Annotated in this window: 12 protein-coding genes and 1 pseudogene; 3 read left to right on the top strand and 10 right to left on the bottom strand. The window is 37.5% G+C overall.

Going from position 1 to position 17,421, the window contains the following annotated elements; translation table 11 throughout:
- Positions 1-136 precede the first annotated feature (136 nt).
- From NQZ71_RS04715 to NQZ71_RS04700, 4 genes are all read right to left on the bottom strand, one after another.
- Entirely contained in the window at positions 137-976 is an 840-nt protein-coding gene (locus NQZ71_RS04715) for a DegV family protein (RefSeq protein ID WP_260055605.1), read from the bottom strand.
- Positions 977-1,112: 136 nt separating this feature from the next.
- Positions 1,113-1,244 carry a sporulation histidine kinase inhibitor Sda gene (gene sda, locus NQZ71_RS04710; RefSeq protein ID WP_144453881.1) on the bottom strand — a complete coding sequence of 44 codons (132 nt, stop codon included), beginning with the start codon at positions 1,242-1,244 and terminating at the stop codon, positions 1,113-1,115.
- 180 nt (positions 1,245-1,424) lie between these two features.
- Positions 1,425-2,114 carry a response regulator gene (locus NQZ71_RS04705; RefSeq protein ID WP_127738232.1) on the bottom strand — a complete coding sequence of 230 codons (690 nt, stop codon included), beginning with the start codon at positions 2,112-2,114 and terminating at the stop codon, positions 1,425-1,427.
- Between the two features lie 36 nt (positions 2,115-2,150).
- Positions 2,151-3,293, bottom strand: a complete 1,143-nt coding sequence (locus tag NQZ71_RS04700; RefSeq protein ID WP_260055604.1) for a sensor histidine kinase — start codon at positions 3,291-3,293, stop codon at positions 2,151-2,153.
- A 493-nt stretch (positions 3,294-3,786) separates the two neighbouring features.
- On the opposite strand from NQZ71_RS04700, the gene NQZ71_RS04695 reads away from it, so the two are divergent.
- The 3 genes and pseudogenes from NQZ71_RS04695 to NQZ71_RS04685 all read left to right on the top strand — a co-directional run bounded on the left by NQZ71_RS04695 (position 3,787) and on the right by NQZ71_RS04685 (position 6,048).
- Positions 3,787-4,419 (top strand): YigZ family protein, encoded by a 633-nt coding sequence (locus tag NQZ71_RS04695; protein WP_260055603.1) that lies wholly within the window; start codon positions 3,787-3,789, stop codon positions 4,417-4,419.
- A 137-nt stretch (positions 4,420-4,556) separates the two neighbouring features.
- Positions 4,557-5,591, top strand: a pseudogene (locus NQZ71_RS04690) (LCP family protein); the annotation flags it as partial.
- A 322-nt stretch (positions 5,592-5,913) separates the two neighbouring features.
- Positions 5,914-6,048 carry a hypothetical protein gene (locus NQZ71_RS04685; protein WP_259347141.1) on the top strand — a complete coding sequence of 45 codons (135 nt, stop codon included), beginning with the start codon at positions 5,914-5,916 and terminating at the stop codon, positions 6,046-6,048.
- Positions 6,049-6,099: 51 nt separating this feature from the next.
- Here the strand turns inward: NQZ71_RS04685 and NQZ71_RS04680 are convergent, their stop codons facing one another.
- The 6 genes from NQZ71_RS04680 to NQZ71_RS04655 all read right to left on the bottom strand — a co-directional run bounded on the left by NQZ71_RS04680 (position 6,100) and on the right by NQZ71_RS04655 (position 17,401).
- Positions 6,100-7,161 (bottom strand): glycosyltransferase family 4 protein, encoded by a 1,062-nt coding sequence (locus NQZ71_RS04680; protein WP_127738236.1) that lies wholly within the window; start codon positions 7,159-7,161, stop codon positions 6,100-6,102.
- 341 nt (positions 7,162-7,502) lie between these two features.
- Entirely contained in the window at positions 7,503-8,312 is an 810-nt protein-coding gene (tagH, locus tag NQZ71_RS04675) for a teichoic acids export ABC transporter ATP-binding subunit TagH (RefSeq protein WP_144453890.1), read from the bottom strand.
- Between the two features lie 13 nt (positions 8,313-8,325).
- Positions 8,326-9,144, bottom strand: coding sequence for an ABC transporter permease (locus NQZ71_RS04670; protein WP_275009049.1), 819 nt, complete (start codon positions 9,142-9,144; stop codon positions 8,326-8,328).
- Between the two features lie 75 nt (positions 9,145-9,219).
- Positions 9,220-11,352, bottom strand: coding sequence for a CDP-glycerol glycerophosphotransferase family protein (locus tag NQZ71_RS04665; protein WP_275009048.1), 2,133 nt, complete (start codon positions 11,350-11,352; stop codon positions 9,220-9,222).
- 207 nt (positions 11,353-11,559) lie between these two features.
- Positions 11,560-13,104: a glycosyltransferase family 2 protein gene (locus tag NQZ71_RS04660; protein ID WP_275009047.1), complete on the bottom strand. Its 1,545-nt coding sequence runs from the start codon at positions 13,102-13,104 to the stop codon at positions 11,560-11,562.
- Between the two features lie 406 nt (positions 13,105-13,510).
- Complete coding sequence (locus NQZ71_RS04655; protein WP_317011727.1) at positions 13,511-17,401, bottom strand: PA14 domain-containing protein; 3,891 nt, start codon at positions 17,399-17,401, stop codon at positions 13,511-13,513.
- Positions 17,402-17,421: the final 20 nt, after the last annotated feature.

Below are 17,421 nucleotides of genomic sequence, written 5' to 3'. Positions count from 1 at the left end.
AGAATTTTTGTATGATGTATTATTGATCCTCCTTCCGTTGTTTTCTATGTTCCTCTATTATCTTCTCTATTTATCCTACGCATTCCTTCTAACAAAAATAAGAGCCTATCTAATTCTCCATTAGATAGGCCATTGTTCAGATTTTTTTCATCCAGCCAAGCCCCATCGAACCCTCACCAAGATGAGTTCCGATGACAGCACCAAAGTAGCTGATGGAAAATTCAATATTAGGATATCTTTCAGCAAGCTCTGCTTTCCATTCGATTGCTTCTTCTTCTCTGTTCGCATGAATTATTACTGCTTGGTACTCTTCTCCGTTTGTTGCTTCTGCAAGCAAATCAACAATTCGTTTCATCGCTTTTTTTCTTGTTCTGATTTTTTCAAACGGAACAATTACCTTATCAGCGAAGTGCAGCAATGGTTTAACCTGAAGCAGGCTGCCAATTAATGCTTGGGCACTGGACAAGCGTCCTCCCCGCTGCAAATGAGCTAAATCATCTACCATGAAGTAGGCATGGCTTGTTTTTTTGAGCTCTTCCAGTACAGGAATAATATCTGCTGCCGTTTTGCCCGATTTGGCAAGCTTAGCAGCTTCTATAGCATAAAAACCTTGGACCATACAGCTTATTTCTGTATCAAAAGCAAATACATTAATATTATCCACCATATTGCCGGCAGTAATTGCGCCCTGGTATGTACCGCTAATACCGCTTGATAGATGAATGCTGATTACTTCATCATATTCCTTTGAAAGCTGCTCAAACAGTTCAGCAAATTTCCCAATTGACGGCTGAGAGGTAGTCGGAAGTGCCTTTGACTTCACTTCTTCATAAAATTGACCTGCTTGCAAGTCTACTTCCTCTTCATAAATCTCGTTGTCAAACACAACTGTCAACGGAATCATATGTATATCATATTTGTCTCTTACTTCTTTCGTTATATAAGCAGTACTATCTGTTACAATAGCTGTTTTCATTTTTATATAATACCTTCCTTATCTATACAGTTGTATGTATATTTTAACTAAAAAACAAAATATTTGCACCAAATATAGGCTAATTTTATTATTATAGTCAAAAAGGTATCTTATACTGATTCATATATGAAAAGAATCAAACAGTCAGTTCCCGACGATTTACTTCTTCGAATAATATGGAGATAAATTCTTCCTCCAACTTTAAGGATACCGCCAGGTGATATGCTTTTATCAGCTCAGCGTTTGAAAGAATACAAACTCCGCTCATCTCAAACACTCCTATCCCTATATCTATGAATATTCTGCACTATTCGCCATATGATGGACATAGGAATATTTTACTATTTCCGCTGCTTTTTTGACAAAAAAGTGGATTCCTGCCCATGTTTTAGGACAGGAATCGACATTTATTTTAAGCAAATAAAAAAAGCTCCCCATAAGGAAGCTTTTATCGTACTTCTACCCAACCGTTTTTGATTGCAACAACAACTGCTTGAGTACGGTCATTAACATTCATTTTTTGCAAAATATTGCTGACATGGTTCTTAACTGTTTTTTCACTTATGAACAACGCTTCCCCAATACCCCTGTTGCTTTTTCCATCTGCAAGAAGCTGCAGCACTTCGCACTCACGGCGCGTCAGAAGATGAAGCGGTCTTCTTATTTCAACTGTTTGTACATAATGATCTCCGCCGCCTGTCTCTTCCAATGCTAACCTGCGGTATTCATTAACAAGATTATGAGTTACTTTCGGATGAAGATAAGATCCGCCATCAGCAACCACTTTAACTGCTTCTACAAGTGCATCTGCATCCATTTCCTTCAACAGATAGCCACTTGCACCTGTTTTCAATGCATGTGTTACATAGTTTTCATCATCATGAATCGACAGGATAATAACCTTTGTATCTGGAAATTTCTCCAGCAATTGTCTTGTTGCCTCCACACCATTTGTTGTCGGCATATTAATATCCATGATTGTTACATCCGGCTCATATTGCTCTACCAATTGGATAGCTTGTGAACCGTCATCACCTTCTGCGACAACCTCAAAGCTTGATTCAAAATCCAGGATACGTTTAACACCTTCCCTGAACAATTGATGATCATCTATAATAACTATTTTCGTTGTAGCCAATTGTTTCGCCTCCCCTAATCTCACTTATCAATTTCATTAATTTTTAACTGGAACATTAATCATGACGAGCGTCCCTGCTCCAATTTTTGAATCAATTGATAATTCCCCTTCGAGCAATTCTACTCTTTCTCTCATCCCTATTAAACCAAAAGATTCCTGTTTTTTAACACTTTTGTCAAAGCCTTTACCATCGTCTTTGATGACAACAATAACTTGATCGCGCCTCATTTCTATTTTTACGAGGATTGTCTTGGCTTCGGCATGCTTTAATGCATTTTGAACTGATTCCTGAATAAGCCGGAACAGCGCTACCTCATATTTGTTTGGCAGTCTGAAGTCCTTGCCTATTGTTGTAAAGCCGATACTTGCTGTTTGATAATATTCTTCCGTCGTTTTTAAGTATTTCTTTAATGTTGGAACAAGACCTAAATCATCGAGTGCCATCGGGCGAAGGTCGTAGATGATTCTTCTCACTTCATAGAGTGCGCTGCGAACCATAAGCTTAAGATTTTTTATCTCTTCAAATGCTTCCTGCGCGCCATGCTCCTTATATATTCTTTCTATTAAATCAGAGCGCATCATGACATTTGCCATCATTTGGGCAGGTCCATCATGAATTTCCCGTGAGAGTCTTTTCCGCTCTTCCTCTTGGGCCCCAATTATTTTCAAGCCGAAATCCTGCTTTTGCTTCGCATCCTCAAGTACTTCTCCGACCTGCTTCAAATCACTAATCAAGTATTTCATTACGACTGTGATTTGTGTAACAAGATGATCTGCCCGTTCAATCGTCTCATCCAAACCGATCAGCCTTCTTTCAATATCGTCACGTCTGTCTCGATATTGCTTTTCCAGATGCCGGTTCATGCTTAAGTCCATTTGCAGGCTATGCGCTTTTTCATATGCTTCACGCACTTCTACCTCAGAGTACTCGTTGAAATGCTTACTCACCTCTGACAGGCGTTTTCTCGCAAAGCGGGATTGTGCTTCAAGCTTATCTCCCTCTTCAATTGTTTGAAGGACTAGATTCCTTATTTCCTTTAGCTCTTCGGTCAGCTTTTCATAATCCTTTCGACACTGTTCTCCAATGCGAAATATTTCATCCTTGCTGGAGCTGACTGTCTCAACCATTTTTTCTAAAATAAAATCTAGTGTTTTTGTATCAAATTTCCTTATTATCATAATTATATAATTCCTCCAAAAAGGTTGAAAACCCTTCCTGTATCAAATCTTATTTTAGCGTGAAAGTGGAAAATATGTATAATTTCATGGGTAAATAATATAAAATCGTTATATAGACATATATTATACCCAATTAAAGTAATACTATTTACCTAATTAAGAAATTTTTAAGGAATATTTTTTATACGGAATAAATGTCCTTTGCCCTATTTAGCATTTACAAAAAATACGGCTGATATCAAGCTGCTCCTTGCATTTACCTATCCACTTTCAATATGACTGCTTTTTTATCAGGGACTTTTTAGGCATGGAGTTTTACTTATTATAACATGGCAATATCGGACTAATATTAAAATTCTGTTACAAACACATCAACAATTGAAGAATGAAGAATGTCGAATTATAATGAAATAAGGCTATAAAATATTATATTCTTATTTGTTCGTTATAACAAACATTTTTGCTTTTTTTATTTAGAAAGGAGCTGTTATGAATGCTTCCTTGCTACCATACTGTAAAAGGTTATGGAGAACATGAGATCGTCATACAGAAATCGCGTTTCATCGCACATGTTTGCACTTCAACTAGTGAAGAAGAAGCACAAGCGTTTATCATAGATATTAAAAAGAAGCATAAAGATGCAACCCATAACTGTTCAGCATATTTAATTGGCGAAAATGACCAAATCCAAAAAGCAAATGACGATGGAGAGCCAAGCGGAACAGCCGGTGTACCAATCTTAGAAGTGCTGAAGAAAAGAAAACTGAAAGATACAGTGGTTGTCGTTACTCGCTATTTCGGGGGAATTAAGCTGGGAGCCGGCGGCCTTATCCGTGCATACGGAAAATCGGCCTCAGAGGGTATAACTGCGACAGGAGTCGTGGAAAGAAAACTAATGACAATTATTGGCGTTAAAATTGACTATACATTCCTCGGTAAAATAGAGAATGAATTAAGAACCTCCCCTTATCAATTAAAAGAAATCCATTATCTGGAGTCTGTTGAGATTGATGTATATGTCGAGACCGAAAAAATCCAAACCTACAAGAATTGGATGACAGAATTAACGAATGGCCAAGGCATACTAAAAGAAAAAGAAGCCGTTTATTTAGAAACTCTTATATGAATATTTTCCCTTCTCTTATTAAAAAATTCCTTAACAAGAAATAAAACACTAGTTATTATTATGGGATGAGATAGTAAGATAAGATTAATGTAATGGCTATGACTAGTTTCCAAAATCAACGCTTAAAGGAGAAACCAATGGCATCGAATAGAGAATCTTATGTTAATTATAATAAAAAGAAGCGAAAGAGGAAAAAAATCCTGACATTTATCCTTGTGCCGCTGCTTGTCATTGTTGCAAGTGGAATAGGATACGGGGCATTCCTTTATACAAAGGCTAAATCGGTAGCAGATGACTCTTATCAGCCAATCGATAGGGATTCTTCCCTACGCAGTTCAGCAGTAGACCCAGACATTGACGATATATCCATTTTATTTATCGGAGTCGATGACAGTGAAAAACGCTCTTCATCTTCTGGCACAACAAGATCCCGCTCGGATGCACTAATGCTTGCAACATTAAATGAAAAGGAAAAATCAGTTAAGCTGCTAAGCATACCACGGGATTCCTATGTGTACATCCCTGAACGAGGCTATAGTGATAAAATCACCCATGCCCATTATTTCGGTGGTGTGAGCTCAACAATTGAAACAGTGGAAAATCTGTTAGACGTACCTGTCGATTACTATGCAAAAATGAACTTTGATGCCTTTATGGATGTAGTTAACGCACTTGACGGAATTGAAGTGGACGTTCCAGTTACATTCACAGAGCAAAACTCAAAGGACCAAAAAGGCTCTAATGCTATTCATTTAGAAAAAGGCTTGCAAACACTTAATGGCGAGCAGGCTTTAGCCCTTGCAAGAACAAGAAAAATTGATAATGACATTGAGCGCGGCAAACGTCAGCAATTGATTATGAAAGCAGTTATGAACAAAGCAGTTTCTGCTCAAGCGATTACGAAATATTCGAAGCTGATGGAAGCTGTCGGCGATAATATGACAACAGACCTTTCTTTCAGCAACATTCAATCACTTCTTGCATATGCAACTGCTGAAAACGGATTGCAAGTGGAAACTCTGACATTACAAGGCAGTGATGGCAACGTGGACGGTAAGTATATTTATCAATTAGATCAAACGGCATTAGAAGAAACGAAAGCAATCCTGCAGGAGCATCTTGGAATCAGTGAGGAGCTTTCTGATACAAACAGTACAGATACAGATTCAACAACTGATACTACTGGCACTACTGATACTTCTTCTGAAAGCACAACAGACAGCACTACTGATACTTCTTCTGAAAGCACAACAGACAGCACTACTGATACTTCTTCTGAAAGCACAACAGACAGCACTACCGGTACGACAGATAGTACAGGCACAACTACTACAGATTCGACTTATTCTGAATCAACAGGTACAACTAATTAATTTTACTAAAGAAGATGGACAAGCAGTCCATCTTCTTTTTTTTTATATTTCCCCTATAAAACGGTTAGTTTTTGTAAATACTATTGATGCTGTTAAACTACCAAGAATGAGGGAAACAACCATGATTAAATCAGTTTGGTCTTTAATTAATTATGCGCTTGAAAGGCCGTTGTTTTCAGAACATGATTCATTCCTTATGGATGATGAAGAGGATGTAATGCCGGCACTAGAGAGCATTACAGATGATGATCTGTAACCACATAACAAAAAAAAAGCTTACCCATTCAGGTAAGCTTTTTTATGTGCTTTAACGCTCTTTATCTGCTGCGTATCGAATATCATTAATGAATTTCAGGATAGGTTTATAGTTCTTGCCGACAAGTCCTATCTTTTCAACAAACAACTCAATAATTAGCAGTACTGTAGCGATTAGGAGAATTGCTCCCCACACCTTCGCTTGCGAGAAAATAACTGCCACTAATCCAAAGAATGTTGCCATCGCATAAATAATGATGACTGTTTGTCTATGTGTAAAGCCAATATTGAGCAGACAATGATGCAGATGTGATTTATCTGGTGCAGATAGTGGCTGCTTATTAATAAGCCTGCGTATTATCGCGAAAAACGTGTCAGAAATCGGCACACCTAGGATAATCACTGGAATAACGAATGAGATTAATGTTACGTTTTTGAAGCCCAGCAGGGACATAACAGCAATAATATAACCAAGGAATAATGCTCCTGTATCGCCCATAAAGATCTTCGCCGGATAAAAGTTAAAGAATAAAAATCCTAATGTACTCGCAAGAGCAATCGAGGATATGGCAATAACATAGCCGTTCCCCATAATCATCGCCATACCTGTAATCGTGAATAAGGCGATAGAGGAAACTCCTGCAGCTAGTCCATCAAGACCATCAATCAAATTAATCGCATTTGTAATCCCAACGATCCAAAGAATGGTAATCGGAATATCCAGGAATCCAAACTCGATTTGACCGCCGAACGGCAGGTTAATGAATTCGACCTGTACTCCACCCCAGATAACGACAACAGCAGCTGCCAATGTTTGTGTCAGGAATTTGATTTTTGCAGACAAATTATAAATATCATCTAATATGCCTGTAATAATGATGATGGTGCTCCCGATTAAAATCGGAAAATGGTAATCCTTGTTCGGATTAATAATTAAAGCTCCGATAATGAAGCTGATATATATTGCTAAACCGCCCATTCGGGGCATTATTTTCAGATGCACTTTACGCTGTTCTGGTTTATCAACCGCTCCTAATTTAAATGCCAGTTTTTTCACTAAAGGAGTAAGTATGATGGATCCAAAAAAACATGTAATAAGCATTATATAAATCATAAGATCCTCCCCAATGCCCCTTTTGTATTTTAGGCATTTGCGCTTTCTTCTTAAGCTTATATTTTTTCAAGACTGATTATAGCATATTTCATCTTAATAAATCCTTTAATTTCTTCATGATAGTTTACATATAAATTACAAATAATTAAAACCTTTTATAAATATATAATATTAGACGTAGCATCACAAGCAAAAGTTGCACTCTTTACTTATAATATGGACATAAATTCTCCATCTTACTGATAAATTTCCGCTTTTTCTCTATTGCCAGCCATTCCATGACGAAAAAGGCAAAAAAAACAGCATTCAAATCAAGGTTTCCCTTTTGAATGCTGCAATAATTAACTATGTGCTTTTTCCTTTTCTTCACTTCGGTCTTTAAAGGCATTTTCCCGATACTGCTTTTTCTCTTTATTAGACATCTTTTTGTAATCGTCCATAAATTTTTCGTAAGCGGGAATAACATCCTTAATACTGCCTTCCATTTTCACCTGGCCAAATTCAAGCCAAATCGCTTTTTCACAGAATTTCTTCATTTGGCCGATGGAATGGCTGACAAAGAACATTGTTTTGCCTCGTTCCTTAAATTCCTGCATTTTCTCCAAGCACTTCTCACCGAACGCCTTATCCCCAACAGACAATGCTTCATCAATGATAAGTACATCTGGATCTGTATGAACAGAAATCGCAAAACCAAGACGGGAACGCATCCCGCTGCTGTAGGATTTAACAGGCTGATCAATGAACTTGCCTAATTCAGCAAACTCAATGATATCTGGCTCAAGTGCTTTAATCTTTTCTTTGCTGAAGCCGAGCATCAAGCATTTAAGCTCAATGTTTTCCCTGCCTGTCAGCTGGTTATTAAGCCCTGCTGCAACAGCAATCAAGGAAGCCTGTCCATCTATCTCAACAGTGCCGCTCGTTTCTGGAACGATGCCTGCAATAATGTTGGAAAGCGTTGATTTACCTGAACCATTTATGCCGACAAAGCCGATTGTATCGCCTTTTTCCGCAGTAAAGCTGACATCTCTAAGTGCATAAAACGGCTCACCATAGCTCTTCGGCAAAAAAATATCCATCATTTTTTCCTTGTTGTTGCTGTATAGTTTATATCTTTTCGTCAAGTTCTTCACTACGACAGATTTAGTCATACAATCACTTCCATTATAAGAAATCAATAAAATGCCTTCTGAACCTTACATGTAAATACGAACCAAGGAATAGGAAGACAAGCATAATTGCCCAGAAATAAAGGGTCAGCCAGCCATGCTCGATGAAGAACCAGCCTTCACCTAAAAGAGAATAGCGGACACCTTCAATTAAATAATAAAACGGGTTCAATTGCATTATTAATTGTAATTTTTCACCAAAACGATCCTGTATCGGCCAAAGTATTGGTGTAGTATAAAGCAGTACTCTCATCAATGATTGAACAAGCATTTGAAAGTCCCTCACAATTGTTGAAATGGTTGATGTGATTAAGGACAATGAAAACAAAAATAGAATTGTTACAACCAAAAAGTATGGAAGCTGCAAATAGTATATGTTAATAGGTAATCCCATAAACTGAAAAATAATGATTGTCACAAGCATTAACAGCAATTGCGGCATCAGCTTGGATAAAATTACATAGGATGGTATTGCACTCAACGGAAAATTCATGCGAGACACCATCTTCAGCCTTGTATAAATCGATTTCGATCCATGTGTTATCGACGGATAAATGAAGAACCATAAAGTGATACCTGCTAGCATCCATGGAAAGAAAGCGTATTTTCCATCGCCATATTCAACAGCCGGTCTGTTCTGAACAAAACCAAACACAAACCAATAAATCGCAATTTGGATAGCAGGGTTCAACAGCTCCCATAAGCTTCCCAAATAGTTATTGTTATTGGCGCTTTTCAGTTCATATGCAGCCAGTCTATTGATCAAATGAAAATTATCATATTGTTCTTTTAACACTTTAAACATTGAAACCATGTAAACCTAACCCTTCTCTCATAAGCCAAATAGGACTAAATGGGCTTTTTAATGTAAGCTTTAAGCAAGATTGCTCTACTTAAGGAATACTTCTTCAACCACTCTCTTAGATGCTTCCCCATCTTCCAAATAACAAAACGTATTATAGAACTCCTCGAATTGTTCGTTAAGAGGCTCCTTTTCCGCTTGACGGATATATGCAATAACTTCATCCGTCGTTTTTGCCAATGGACCTGGTGCCTTCTGCTCAAAGTCAAAGTAAAAGCCACGCAGCTTGTCGCGATATGTGTCTATATCATATACGTAGAAGATCATCGGTCTTCTTAAGTTACCGTAATCGAAGAATACGGAAGAATAATCGGTAATCAACAAATCAGATATCAAGTATAGCTCTCTGATATCCTCATAATTTGAAAAGTCGTATGCAAAACCAACATATGGAGTTAGATCTAAATTCTCTGCCACTAAATAGTGCATTCTCAAAATAACGATATAGTCATCGCCTAGCTCTTCTTTTAGCTGATCGAGTTTTAACTCCAAATCAAACTTGTATTTTCCTTTACCATAAAACTGGTCATCTCTCCATGTCGGTGCATATAGGATGATTTTTTTATCAAGTGGTAAAGCAAACTTTTCTTTAATCGCTGTAATGTTATCAACATGGTTATCATTAATCAATGCATCATTACGCGGATAGCCTGATTCAATCATCTTCCTGTCGAAATCAAATGCTCTTGCAAAGATTTCACTAGAGTACGCATTCGGAGAAACGAGATAATCCCAGTTGCTTGCTTCTTTAAGGAAGTTTCTTTTGTACTTTTTCGTGTTCGTGCCAGGCATATGCACTTCATCCATATCTGCTGCTAGACGTTTTAGTGGCGTGCCATGCCATGTCTGTAAATATGTCGTGTTCTTTGGCTTAGGAATCCACAAAGGCAAACGGCTGTTGCTGACCCAATATTGTGCCCTAGCCATCCTGAATAGCCATTTAACTGAGAATCTTGGCGTAATATTGATACCTCTGTTCTCAAAGTTTTGGATAAATCTTTTATCAACACTCCAGTACAGCTTATACTCTGGATGATTCTCTTTCAAATATTCATAAATTGCTCTTGGACTGTCACTATACTGTTTTCCTAAGAAGCTTTCAAATATAACTGTTTTCTTGCTTGCTGGAAGCATGCCGAGCATTTTAAATGCAAGCTTAAAGAGCTTTTTCGCTTTTCTGCTTCTTTTAATGCGCACAAGCTTGCCTTTAATTCTGCTTTTCAGCTCTTGTTTTGCATTGTAGTCCGCCACTTTAAGGGATAGATAATTATTTTTTGCTGTTGATTTAAGCAGCACTCTTTTCTTTCCATATACAGTTGAAATAATACTTTTTTGTCTTTTATATTTTGGATTAAAGGAAATAAACTTTAATCTTGGGCTTAATACTTTTACTATTTCGCCGTTTTCTTCATAAGAAAGCTCCAGATAGAGGCGATAAAAGATTGCTTCTGACTGGAAAAGATATTGGCTTAAATCAATCTTACCTTCGAAACCAATTGTTTCGTAATTATGGTTGTTACCACCGTACATTTCCTGCAAATCGCTTCTTTTGTTATCCTCAAGGGAAATATTAAATACTTCTTCATTAATATTATTTGTGATAATCAGCCTTTTTTCGACAGGAGCCTGCTGTGACTGCGGATTAAAGCCATATCCAGAAATATGTACAAGACTTCCATTTGTTAAATGGGCTTCCTCAATGTTAGCAATAATCCTCTGTTGAACCGTTCTGAAGGAAACATTGCCTTTATTCGTGGTATAAGCATAAAACATTGTGCCAGCTTCAGCAAACATATAATAATTAAGCTCCAATGCTGCCTTATTGCTTTTTATTCTAAATTTCTTCTCTGTGTCTGTGTCTGTCTCTGTCTCTGTGTCTTCATCCTTCACAAGCAAATACAAGTCCCATGTAGATGTCTTGATCAATTCCTCTTTATTTTCAGTAAGGCTGATTGCCGATTCATAAATTCCAAAATCTTCATTTATGTCAATTTGCTTGATAGACCCCTCTATTACATTTTCAGAGCCTCTTTGTATTAGTACAAGGCTTGTCTGCTTTGCTTCAAGCAATTCATGTTTAAAACAGAACTTTACGGATAATTGATCGTTATCAATAATTACCTTATGTGCCTGTTTATGAACATATCCAGATTCACTCATTATGCTACTCCTCTCAAACATACAGTACCTAAATTCACGTACTTTACAATCTATCAAACATTATATAGGTAACGTGAATGGATTTCAAACTTATTTAGAAGTACGATGCTCAACTGTGTTAGACTATTTTCATTTTTGTCACAAAAATGAAAAAAACCTATAGCTGCGGGCATAAGACCCGCACTATAGGGTACAGAATTGCTTACATTACTTAATATTCAAGCCAAGATTTGAATTGATTGTTGTATAGAACTGGTACAGCTTTTTATCCATCACTTTTTGCGTATAGTCCATACGAATTAAGCTAATCTTTTGATATTCATTATAACGGATGAATATTGCATAGCTTCCCTTCCCAAACTCAAGCATTGTTGTCAATGGAAGCGTCAAGCGGAAATGATGCTTATCGATTCTTTCAAGCTCAAAGGAATATTGATTTACTGTATTGCCCCTGTCACGCAAGATTATATCATTAACATTATCAATAGAATCACCATACAAATGGAAGTCCAAAACATAGTCGCTTTCACCGAAAGCTCCCTCTTCATAGAAGCCTGCCATAGAAACACGAATATGCTTCTTGTCTTCAAAAGGTGTTACCATATATGGCTCATTTTCCAGAATGACAATGTCTTTTACTTTTTCCTTTTTGTCCCATTTAAACAAGTCAGCAATTTTATCCTGTTCACCATTAAGGAACATATTATAAACGACCTTATTGATTGGGTGGAAGAATTGATCCTCAATAGAGTAGCTGAGATCCTTCGTTGTTTCAATCACTTCATTAAATTTGTCATAATACGCCTGCTTGTTTTTACTCTTGAAGAAATGCTGACGATTAAAGAATCTAGTGATGCAATCAAATTCATAAAGACGATTTAAAATCATCTTTTCTGTTTTTTCATCAAGCTTCTTTGCCTTTACATAGTCAATTACTTTAATGTTTGTATCCATTTTCTGCATGATGCTTGTTTGTTTCGTTAAGGAAGCATCATTTTCATCAAGCCTGTTCAAATAGTAAATAACATTAGTCGTAGTTGAAATTGTTTTAGTTGCAACAAGCACATCGATAAAGAACTGCTTGTCCTCTGCATACTTCATTTCCGGATAACGAATATTGTTATCTCTCAACAGACTTGTCTTCATCATTCTTGAACGCGGTCCTAAATGCTGAAAAATATGAGGAATGGACGTTGCTTGAATACCTCTTCTTTCTTTGCAGGATTCATGCTCACCAACTATTTTAGTAGATTTATTCTCTACCTGGATTGTTTTGCCGACAACATAATCATCGTTAGTTTCTTTCAGGATATTGTAAAGAACTTCAAGACCGTTATTCTCCAACCAGTCATCTGCATCAAGGAACGTAATATAAGGAGCTGTTGCCAGTTCTATTCCTAAGTTTCTTGGCTGTGCAGGGGTTCCTGTATTTTCCTTTAGAAAAACAACCATCATATTCTGGTATTTCTGAGCATATTCCAACAGCATCGGACGAGAATTATCATTTGACCCGTCATCGACAAGAATATATTCCACATTATCAAAACCGATTGTTTGATTAATAACAGAATCAACTGTTTTGCTTAAGTATTTTTCAGCATTATAAACAGGTGTAACAACAGTCAACAGCTTTTCCTTCTTCTTTTTCAATGCACTGAATATGCTGCTTTTTTTATTGTAGACATAGTAGCCATCATTATTATACTCAATTTTATTTTGCGCTTCGAATTGTTTTTTATTATAGTTTGACACTATAAAAACACCGCCTCTTCATTATCAAATACACTATGTATTAGAACGATTCACTTCTTTTACAAAAGTAACCATTTTATTATTATACACATTTTGCAGATTTTCTTAAACATTAACCTATCATTATGGAGCAAGCAAGCAAAAATAAGTAATTTTACTTTTGATTTTTCTAGGAATTCCGACCTAATTCTTACCTTTATTTATGTGCTGTCAAACAGTATAAAGCCTTCTTTAAAATCTATTGTTTTTACTTTTGGATCAATTCACTAAAAGCCTACAGAAACTAATTTCTCCTACAGGGGTTCGAACAAAGCAAAATCCCTTTTTTTCTATGAAGACCATTTTAAAACTTATATGCTTTGAAAACAAGTAAAAGCCAGCACTCCAATTCGTGCTGGCTCCGTTATCATTTATATATCGGAATTTCAAAGTACATTTCATAGGAATCAAGCAAATCATACAAGGATTTCATGCGATTCACTTGTTTACTTGCCCACCCTATATCTGTTGCGTATTGATGCACTCCTGGATTATTGGAATTCCATCTCATTTTATAAAGTGTGTCTTGTTGGTATGTGGCATTATTAATATAATTTTTGCCGATGAACTCTGCTCCGCCGATAATAGCTTTTTCTGGGGTTGTCCAGCCATGCTTGTATGCATATTCAGATCCGCTTTGTGTTGGCGAAGCATCATATGCTCCTATTCCGTACATATTATAAACCTTCATCGGTTCAACTGCCTTACCGTCAACACTAGAAACGGTAACTCCAGTTGCCAGCTCTGAAAAACCATTGCCTGTTTCCAGCAATGCATGGGAAATCAAGTAAATTTCATTTATTCCATACTGTTTGCCTGCCTCTATAAACGAGCTCGCCTTTTCTGCGAAGATCCCTTTTCCGACAAGAATTTTTGCGTTTACCTCTGCCTCATTTAAGCTTGCACTTGCTGAAAGCTTCAAGAACTGCAGCTTCTGCTTTTCATCACTCATGAAATTATCCGGATTCAAATAATATTGGATGTCTGCAGGACCAGCATTAACCCAATAATTGTAAGATAGTCTGTATTGGGCAGGCATGTCAGTCGTTGCTGCAGCTATTTCATCATAGTATTTGTAGAAGTCTACTTCATACCAGTAATACCCGCTACTGTCCTTAGCTGTTTTTGACAAAATGGTTACTTTATCTCCTGTTGAGAACTTGCCAATTATCCAATCATTTAGGCTAGCTCCACCTCTCACATTCCAGCTGCCACTATTAATCAACCCGTAACCACTGTAGCTGCTTATATAAGAGAAGACATCCTCTCTGACATATGCTTTATACTTCTTATCAGTTTGGGCAGATTTACTAGCTTGAATAGCAGCTGCGTCAGCCAACGAATAATTTAAGTAATCATATGCTGTATAGACAGCTTTTGTTTTCTTCATTTCAAAGCTAACAGATGCTTTACCAGTATTATCATAATATTTTAGGACAAATTCATGTGTCCCCTTCGCAAGCTTATAGCCAGTAACTTCGCGCTTGCCGCTTGAGGTGCTTTCCCATGAATTTATCACTCTTTCACCATCGATTTCCAGAATGACTCCATCATCTGCTTGGACCGTAAAGTTGTACAATCCATCCTCTGTTATTTCCACTGTCTTTCTGTAAATGGCAGAGAATTTATCTGTACCAAGTGTGCTTGCTGGCGATCCTGTTCCCCAATCGAAATTAACAGCTGTTATTTTGTTAATCGAATTCTGTCCGCCGATGACAACTGGTTGAACATTGTCAGACAAAGTATAAGCAGGAGTCTCATCAGCACCGATAATTTTCGGATAATATTCTGCATACCAGCCAGTGCTGTTGACTAGATTTTCAGCAGTATATGGGACAAAAGAAAGCTCGAATTTCGCTGTTCCCTTATTATCGTAATAACGCACTTTTATCCAATGAATATTACCGTCCTTCGTATCAGCAATCTTTACCTTTGTAGCCTTCTCTCTGTAAGAGCCGTTATTCCATTGATCAATGACTGGTTGTCCATCAATAAATACTTGAATACCGTCATCAGAAAGACCACGAATAACATACTCCCCAGCTTCGATTCTTTTCGCAGTCACATATTTCGCCGAAAATCCGTCTGCATTAACAGAAGCTGCCGGTGCTGCTGTTCCAAAATTCTGAGTCAATGTCATGCTGTTACTGTTATTAACACCCTTAGATGCCACCGGTGCTCCTGTCAGTGTCGTATTGTTATAATAATAGGCAATCCAGTTTCCTAATGGCTGTACATCTGCATAAGCATAGGCACTGCCAGTATTATCATAATAATCAGCCTGGATAACATGTTCGCCAGAGCTCAAGCTTGTAATTAATCCATTGTTATATACACCGCCTGAGTTACTCCAGCGATTGATAACAGATTTGTTGTCTACCTTCACCCGCATGCCATCGTCTGCAAATGTTGAAACAAAGTAATCTTGACCTCCAGTTATTTTTTTCAAGAAGGATGCCGAAAAGCCATCTGCAGGAATACCCGCAAGAGGCGCATTTTTATTCCATTTATACTGAATTGAACTGATTTTTGTCTTAGCGTATTTCCCGCCAATTACTGTTCCAGTTCCTGTCAGCGTTTTGTTTGGATAAAACACATTAAGCCAATCACTTGTCGTCACTGATTGCTGTAATGGTTTTATGTCGAAGTTAAGCTTTGACTTCCCGCTTTTCTCTAGATATTGAACTTTAATCCAGTGAACATCCTTTTTAGCGGCATCTGTTGTCGCTATATCATTTATATTGATTTTCACTGTGTTTTCAGAAGAATTGGAGCTAGTCCATTTGTCCAGCACTAGCTTATCATCAACATAAACTCGTATACCATCATCTGCACTATAACGAAGTACATAATCACCTGCAGTCAGCTTCATTGCAGTAATAAACTGGGCCGTATAATTATTAACTGGAACACCCGCAGCAGGAGCGCCAGTGCCAGCATCAAAGCTGAATGCCCCGTTTCCATCGCCCTTGATGATTTTTTTGTTAGCAGGGACTCCTTTTAAACTAGTATTTGCATAATAATAACCTAGCCACTGTCCATACGGAAGCACATCTGCACTAACAAACGCACCGCCAGTCTTTTCTAAATAGTTGATTTTCAGTATACCTGCAGACTGCAGATTTGGAATCACTGCCTTATTCTCTTTACCTGAGGAGGATGACCAGCGATTAAATAATGGTTGTCCATTAATAGTCGCACTTATTCCATCATCAGCAATTGTATGAACAAAGTAATCACCTTTATTCAATAGTTTATAATAGGAAGCAGAAAAATTATCCTTCGCTGTCTTAGTGTTCGGTGCAGCAGTTTTCCAGTTATAAAACACATTGCTGATTTTGCTTGTGCTGCTGTTGCCTCCATATACATTGCCGATTCCCGCAGCAGTTGTACTGTTATAATAAGCGGCAAGCCATGAGCTTTCAGCCAGCTCTTCCTTCACAGGTGTAATGGAAAAGTCTAGATAGCTTTTCCCTGTTTTCTCCACATATTCCACTCTAATAGCATGGGTGCTTCCTTGCGAGGAGTTAGCCACATCGACGATAATTTGTTCCTCTCCTGGACTTGTTTTCTCTAACACCTTCTTATTATCTATAAAAATTTGAATAGCATCGTCAGATTTTGTATGAATAACATACTGCCCTGCAGCAAGCTTTTTGTATGTGTAAAGCTTCATCGAAAAATTGTTACTGCCGATATTTTTTGCACCAGGTGCATTATAGCCATAGTTAAAAGACAAATCGCTGTTACTAGTAGGTGTATATAGAAGCGCATCCTCTGGAGCACCTTTTTTTGTCGTGTTATTGTACAAATAACCAACCCAGCTGTCAAAAGGCAGCACATCAGAAAACAGGATCGCTTTGCCTCCTGCCTCACTATACTCTGTTTTGACATTATGAACACCAGCAGTCAGATTGATTGGTTTCGAAATGGTTTGGCCAGATTTGCTCCAGCTATCAATTGATAGCTTATCATCCACATACATTCTGACACCGTCATCTGCAAAGGTTTGGAGAAAATAATCGCGCTGGCTTTCTTGCACATTCAGCTTCGTTGTAAATGACGCTGAAAAATTATTTGCATTAACACCACTCATAGGCTTATCATAGCCCCAATTCAAGTGGAGACTTGGAAATTGTACAGAGATTCCCGTTTCAGATAGATTGGTATTATTATAAAAATCCCCTGACCAGCCTGTATCCGCTGCTAGTTTATGCTCAGGGTTAATTAATAACAGTCCAAAAATAGAAAAAAACACCAAAAAGGCAGCCTTCTTGC

The sequence above is a fragment of the Niallia taxi genome, from assembly GCF_032818155.1.
GTDB classification, from domain to species: Bacteria; Bacillota; Bacilli; order Bacillales; family Cytobacillaceae; genus Niallia; species Niallia taxi_A.
The sequence above is the reverse complement of the archived record's forward strand: the minus strand, read 5'-3'. Positions and strand labels throughout refer to the sequence as shown.

Excerpts from the sequence above, each read along its gene's own strand:
- NQZ71_RS04700 (WP_260055604.1), bottom strand. The coding sequence starts at position 3,293 with ATGATAATAAGGAAATTTGATACAAAAACACTAGATTTTATTTTAGAA.
- NQZ71_RS04685 (WP_259347141.1), top strand. The coding sequence starts at position 5,914 with ATGATTAAATCAGTTTGGTCTTTAATTAATTATGCGCTTGAAAGGCCG.
- NQZ71_RS04670 (WP_275009049.1), bottom strand. The coding sequence starts at position 9,144 with ATGGTTTCAATGTTTAAAGTGTTAAAAGAACAATATGATAATTTTCAT.
- sda (WP_144453881.1), bottom strand. The coding sequence starts at position 1,244 with ATGAGCGGAGTTTGTATTCTTTCAAACGCTGAGCTGATAAAAGCATAT.
- NQZ71_RS04695 (WP_260055603.1), top strand. The coding sequence starts at position 3,787 with ATGCTTCCTTGCTACCATACTGTAAAAGGTTATGGAGAACATGAGATC.
- NQZ71_RS04715 (WP_260055605.1), bottom strand. The coding sequence starts at position 976 with ATGAAAACAGCTATTGTAACAGATAGTACTGCTTATATAACGAAAGAA.
- tagH (WP_144453890.1), bottom strand. The coding sequence starts at position 8,312 with ATGACTAAATCTGTCGTAGTGAAGAACTTGACGAAAAGATATAAACTA.
- NQZ71_RS04680 (WP_127738236.1), bottom strand. The coding sequence starts at position 7,161 with ATGATTTATATAATGCTTATTACATGTTTTTTTGGATCCATCATACTT.
- NQZ71_RS04665 (WP_275009048.1), bottom strand. The coding sequence starts at position 11,352 with ATGAGTGAATCTGGATATGTTCATAAACAGGCACATAAGGTAATTATT.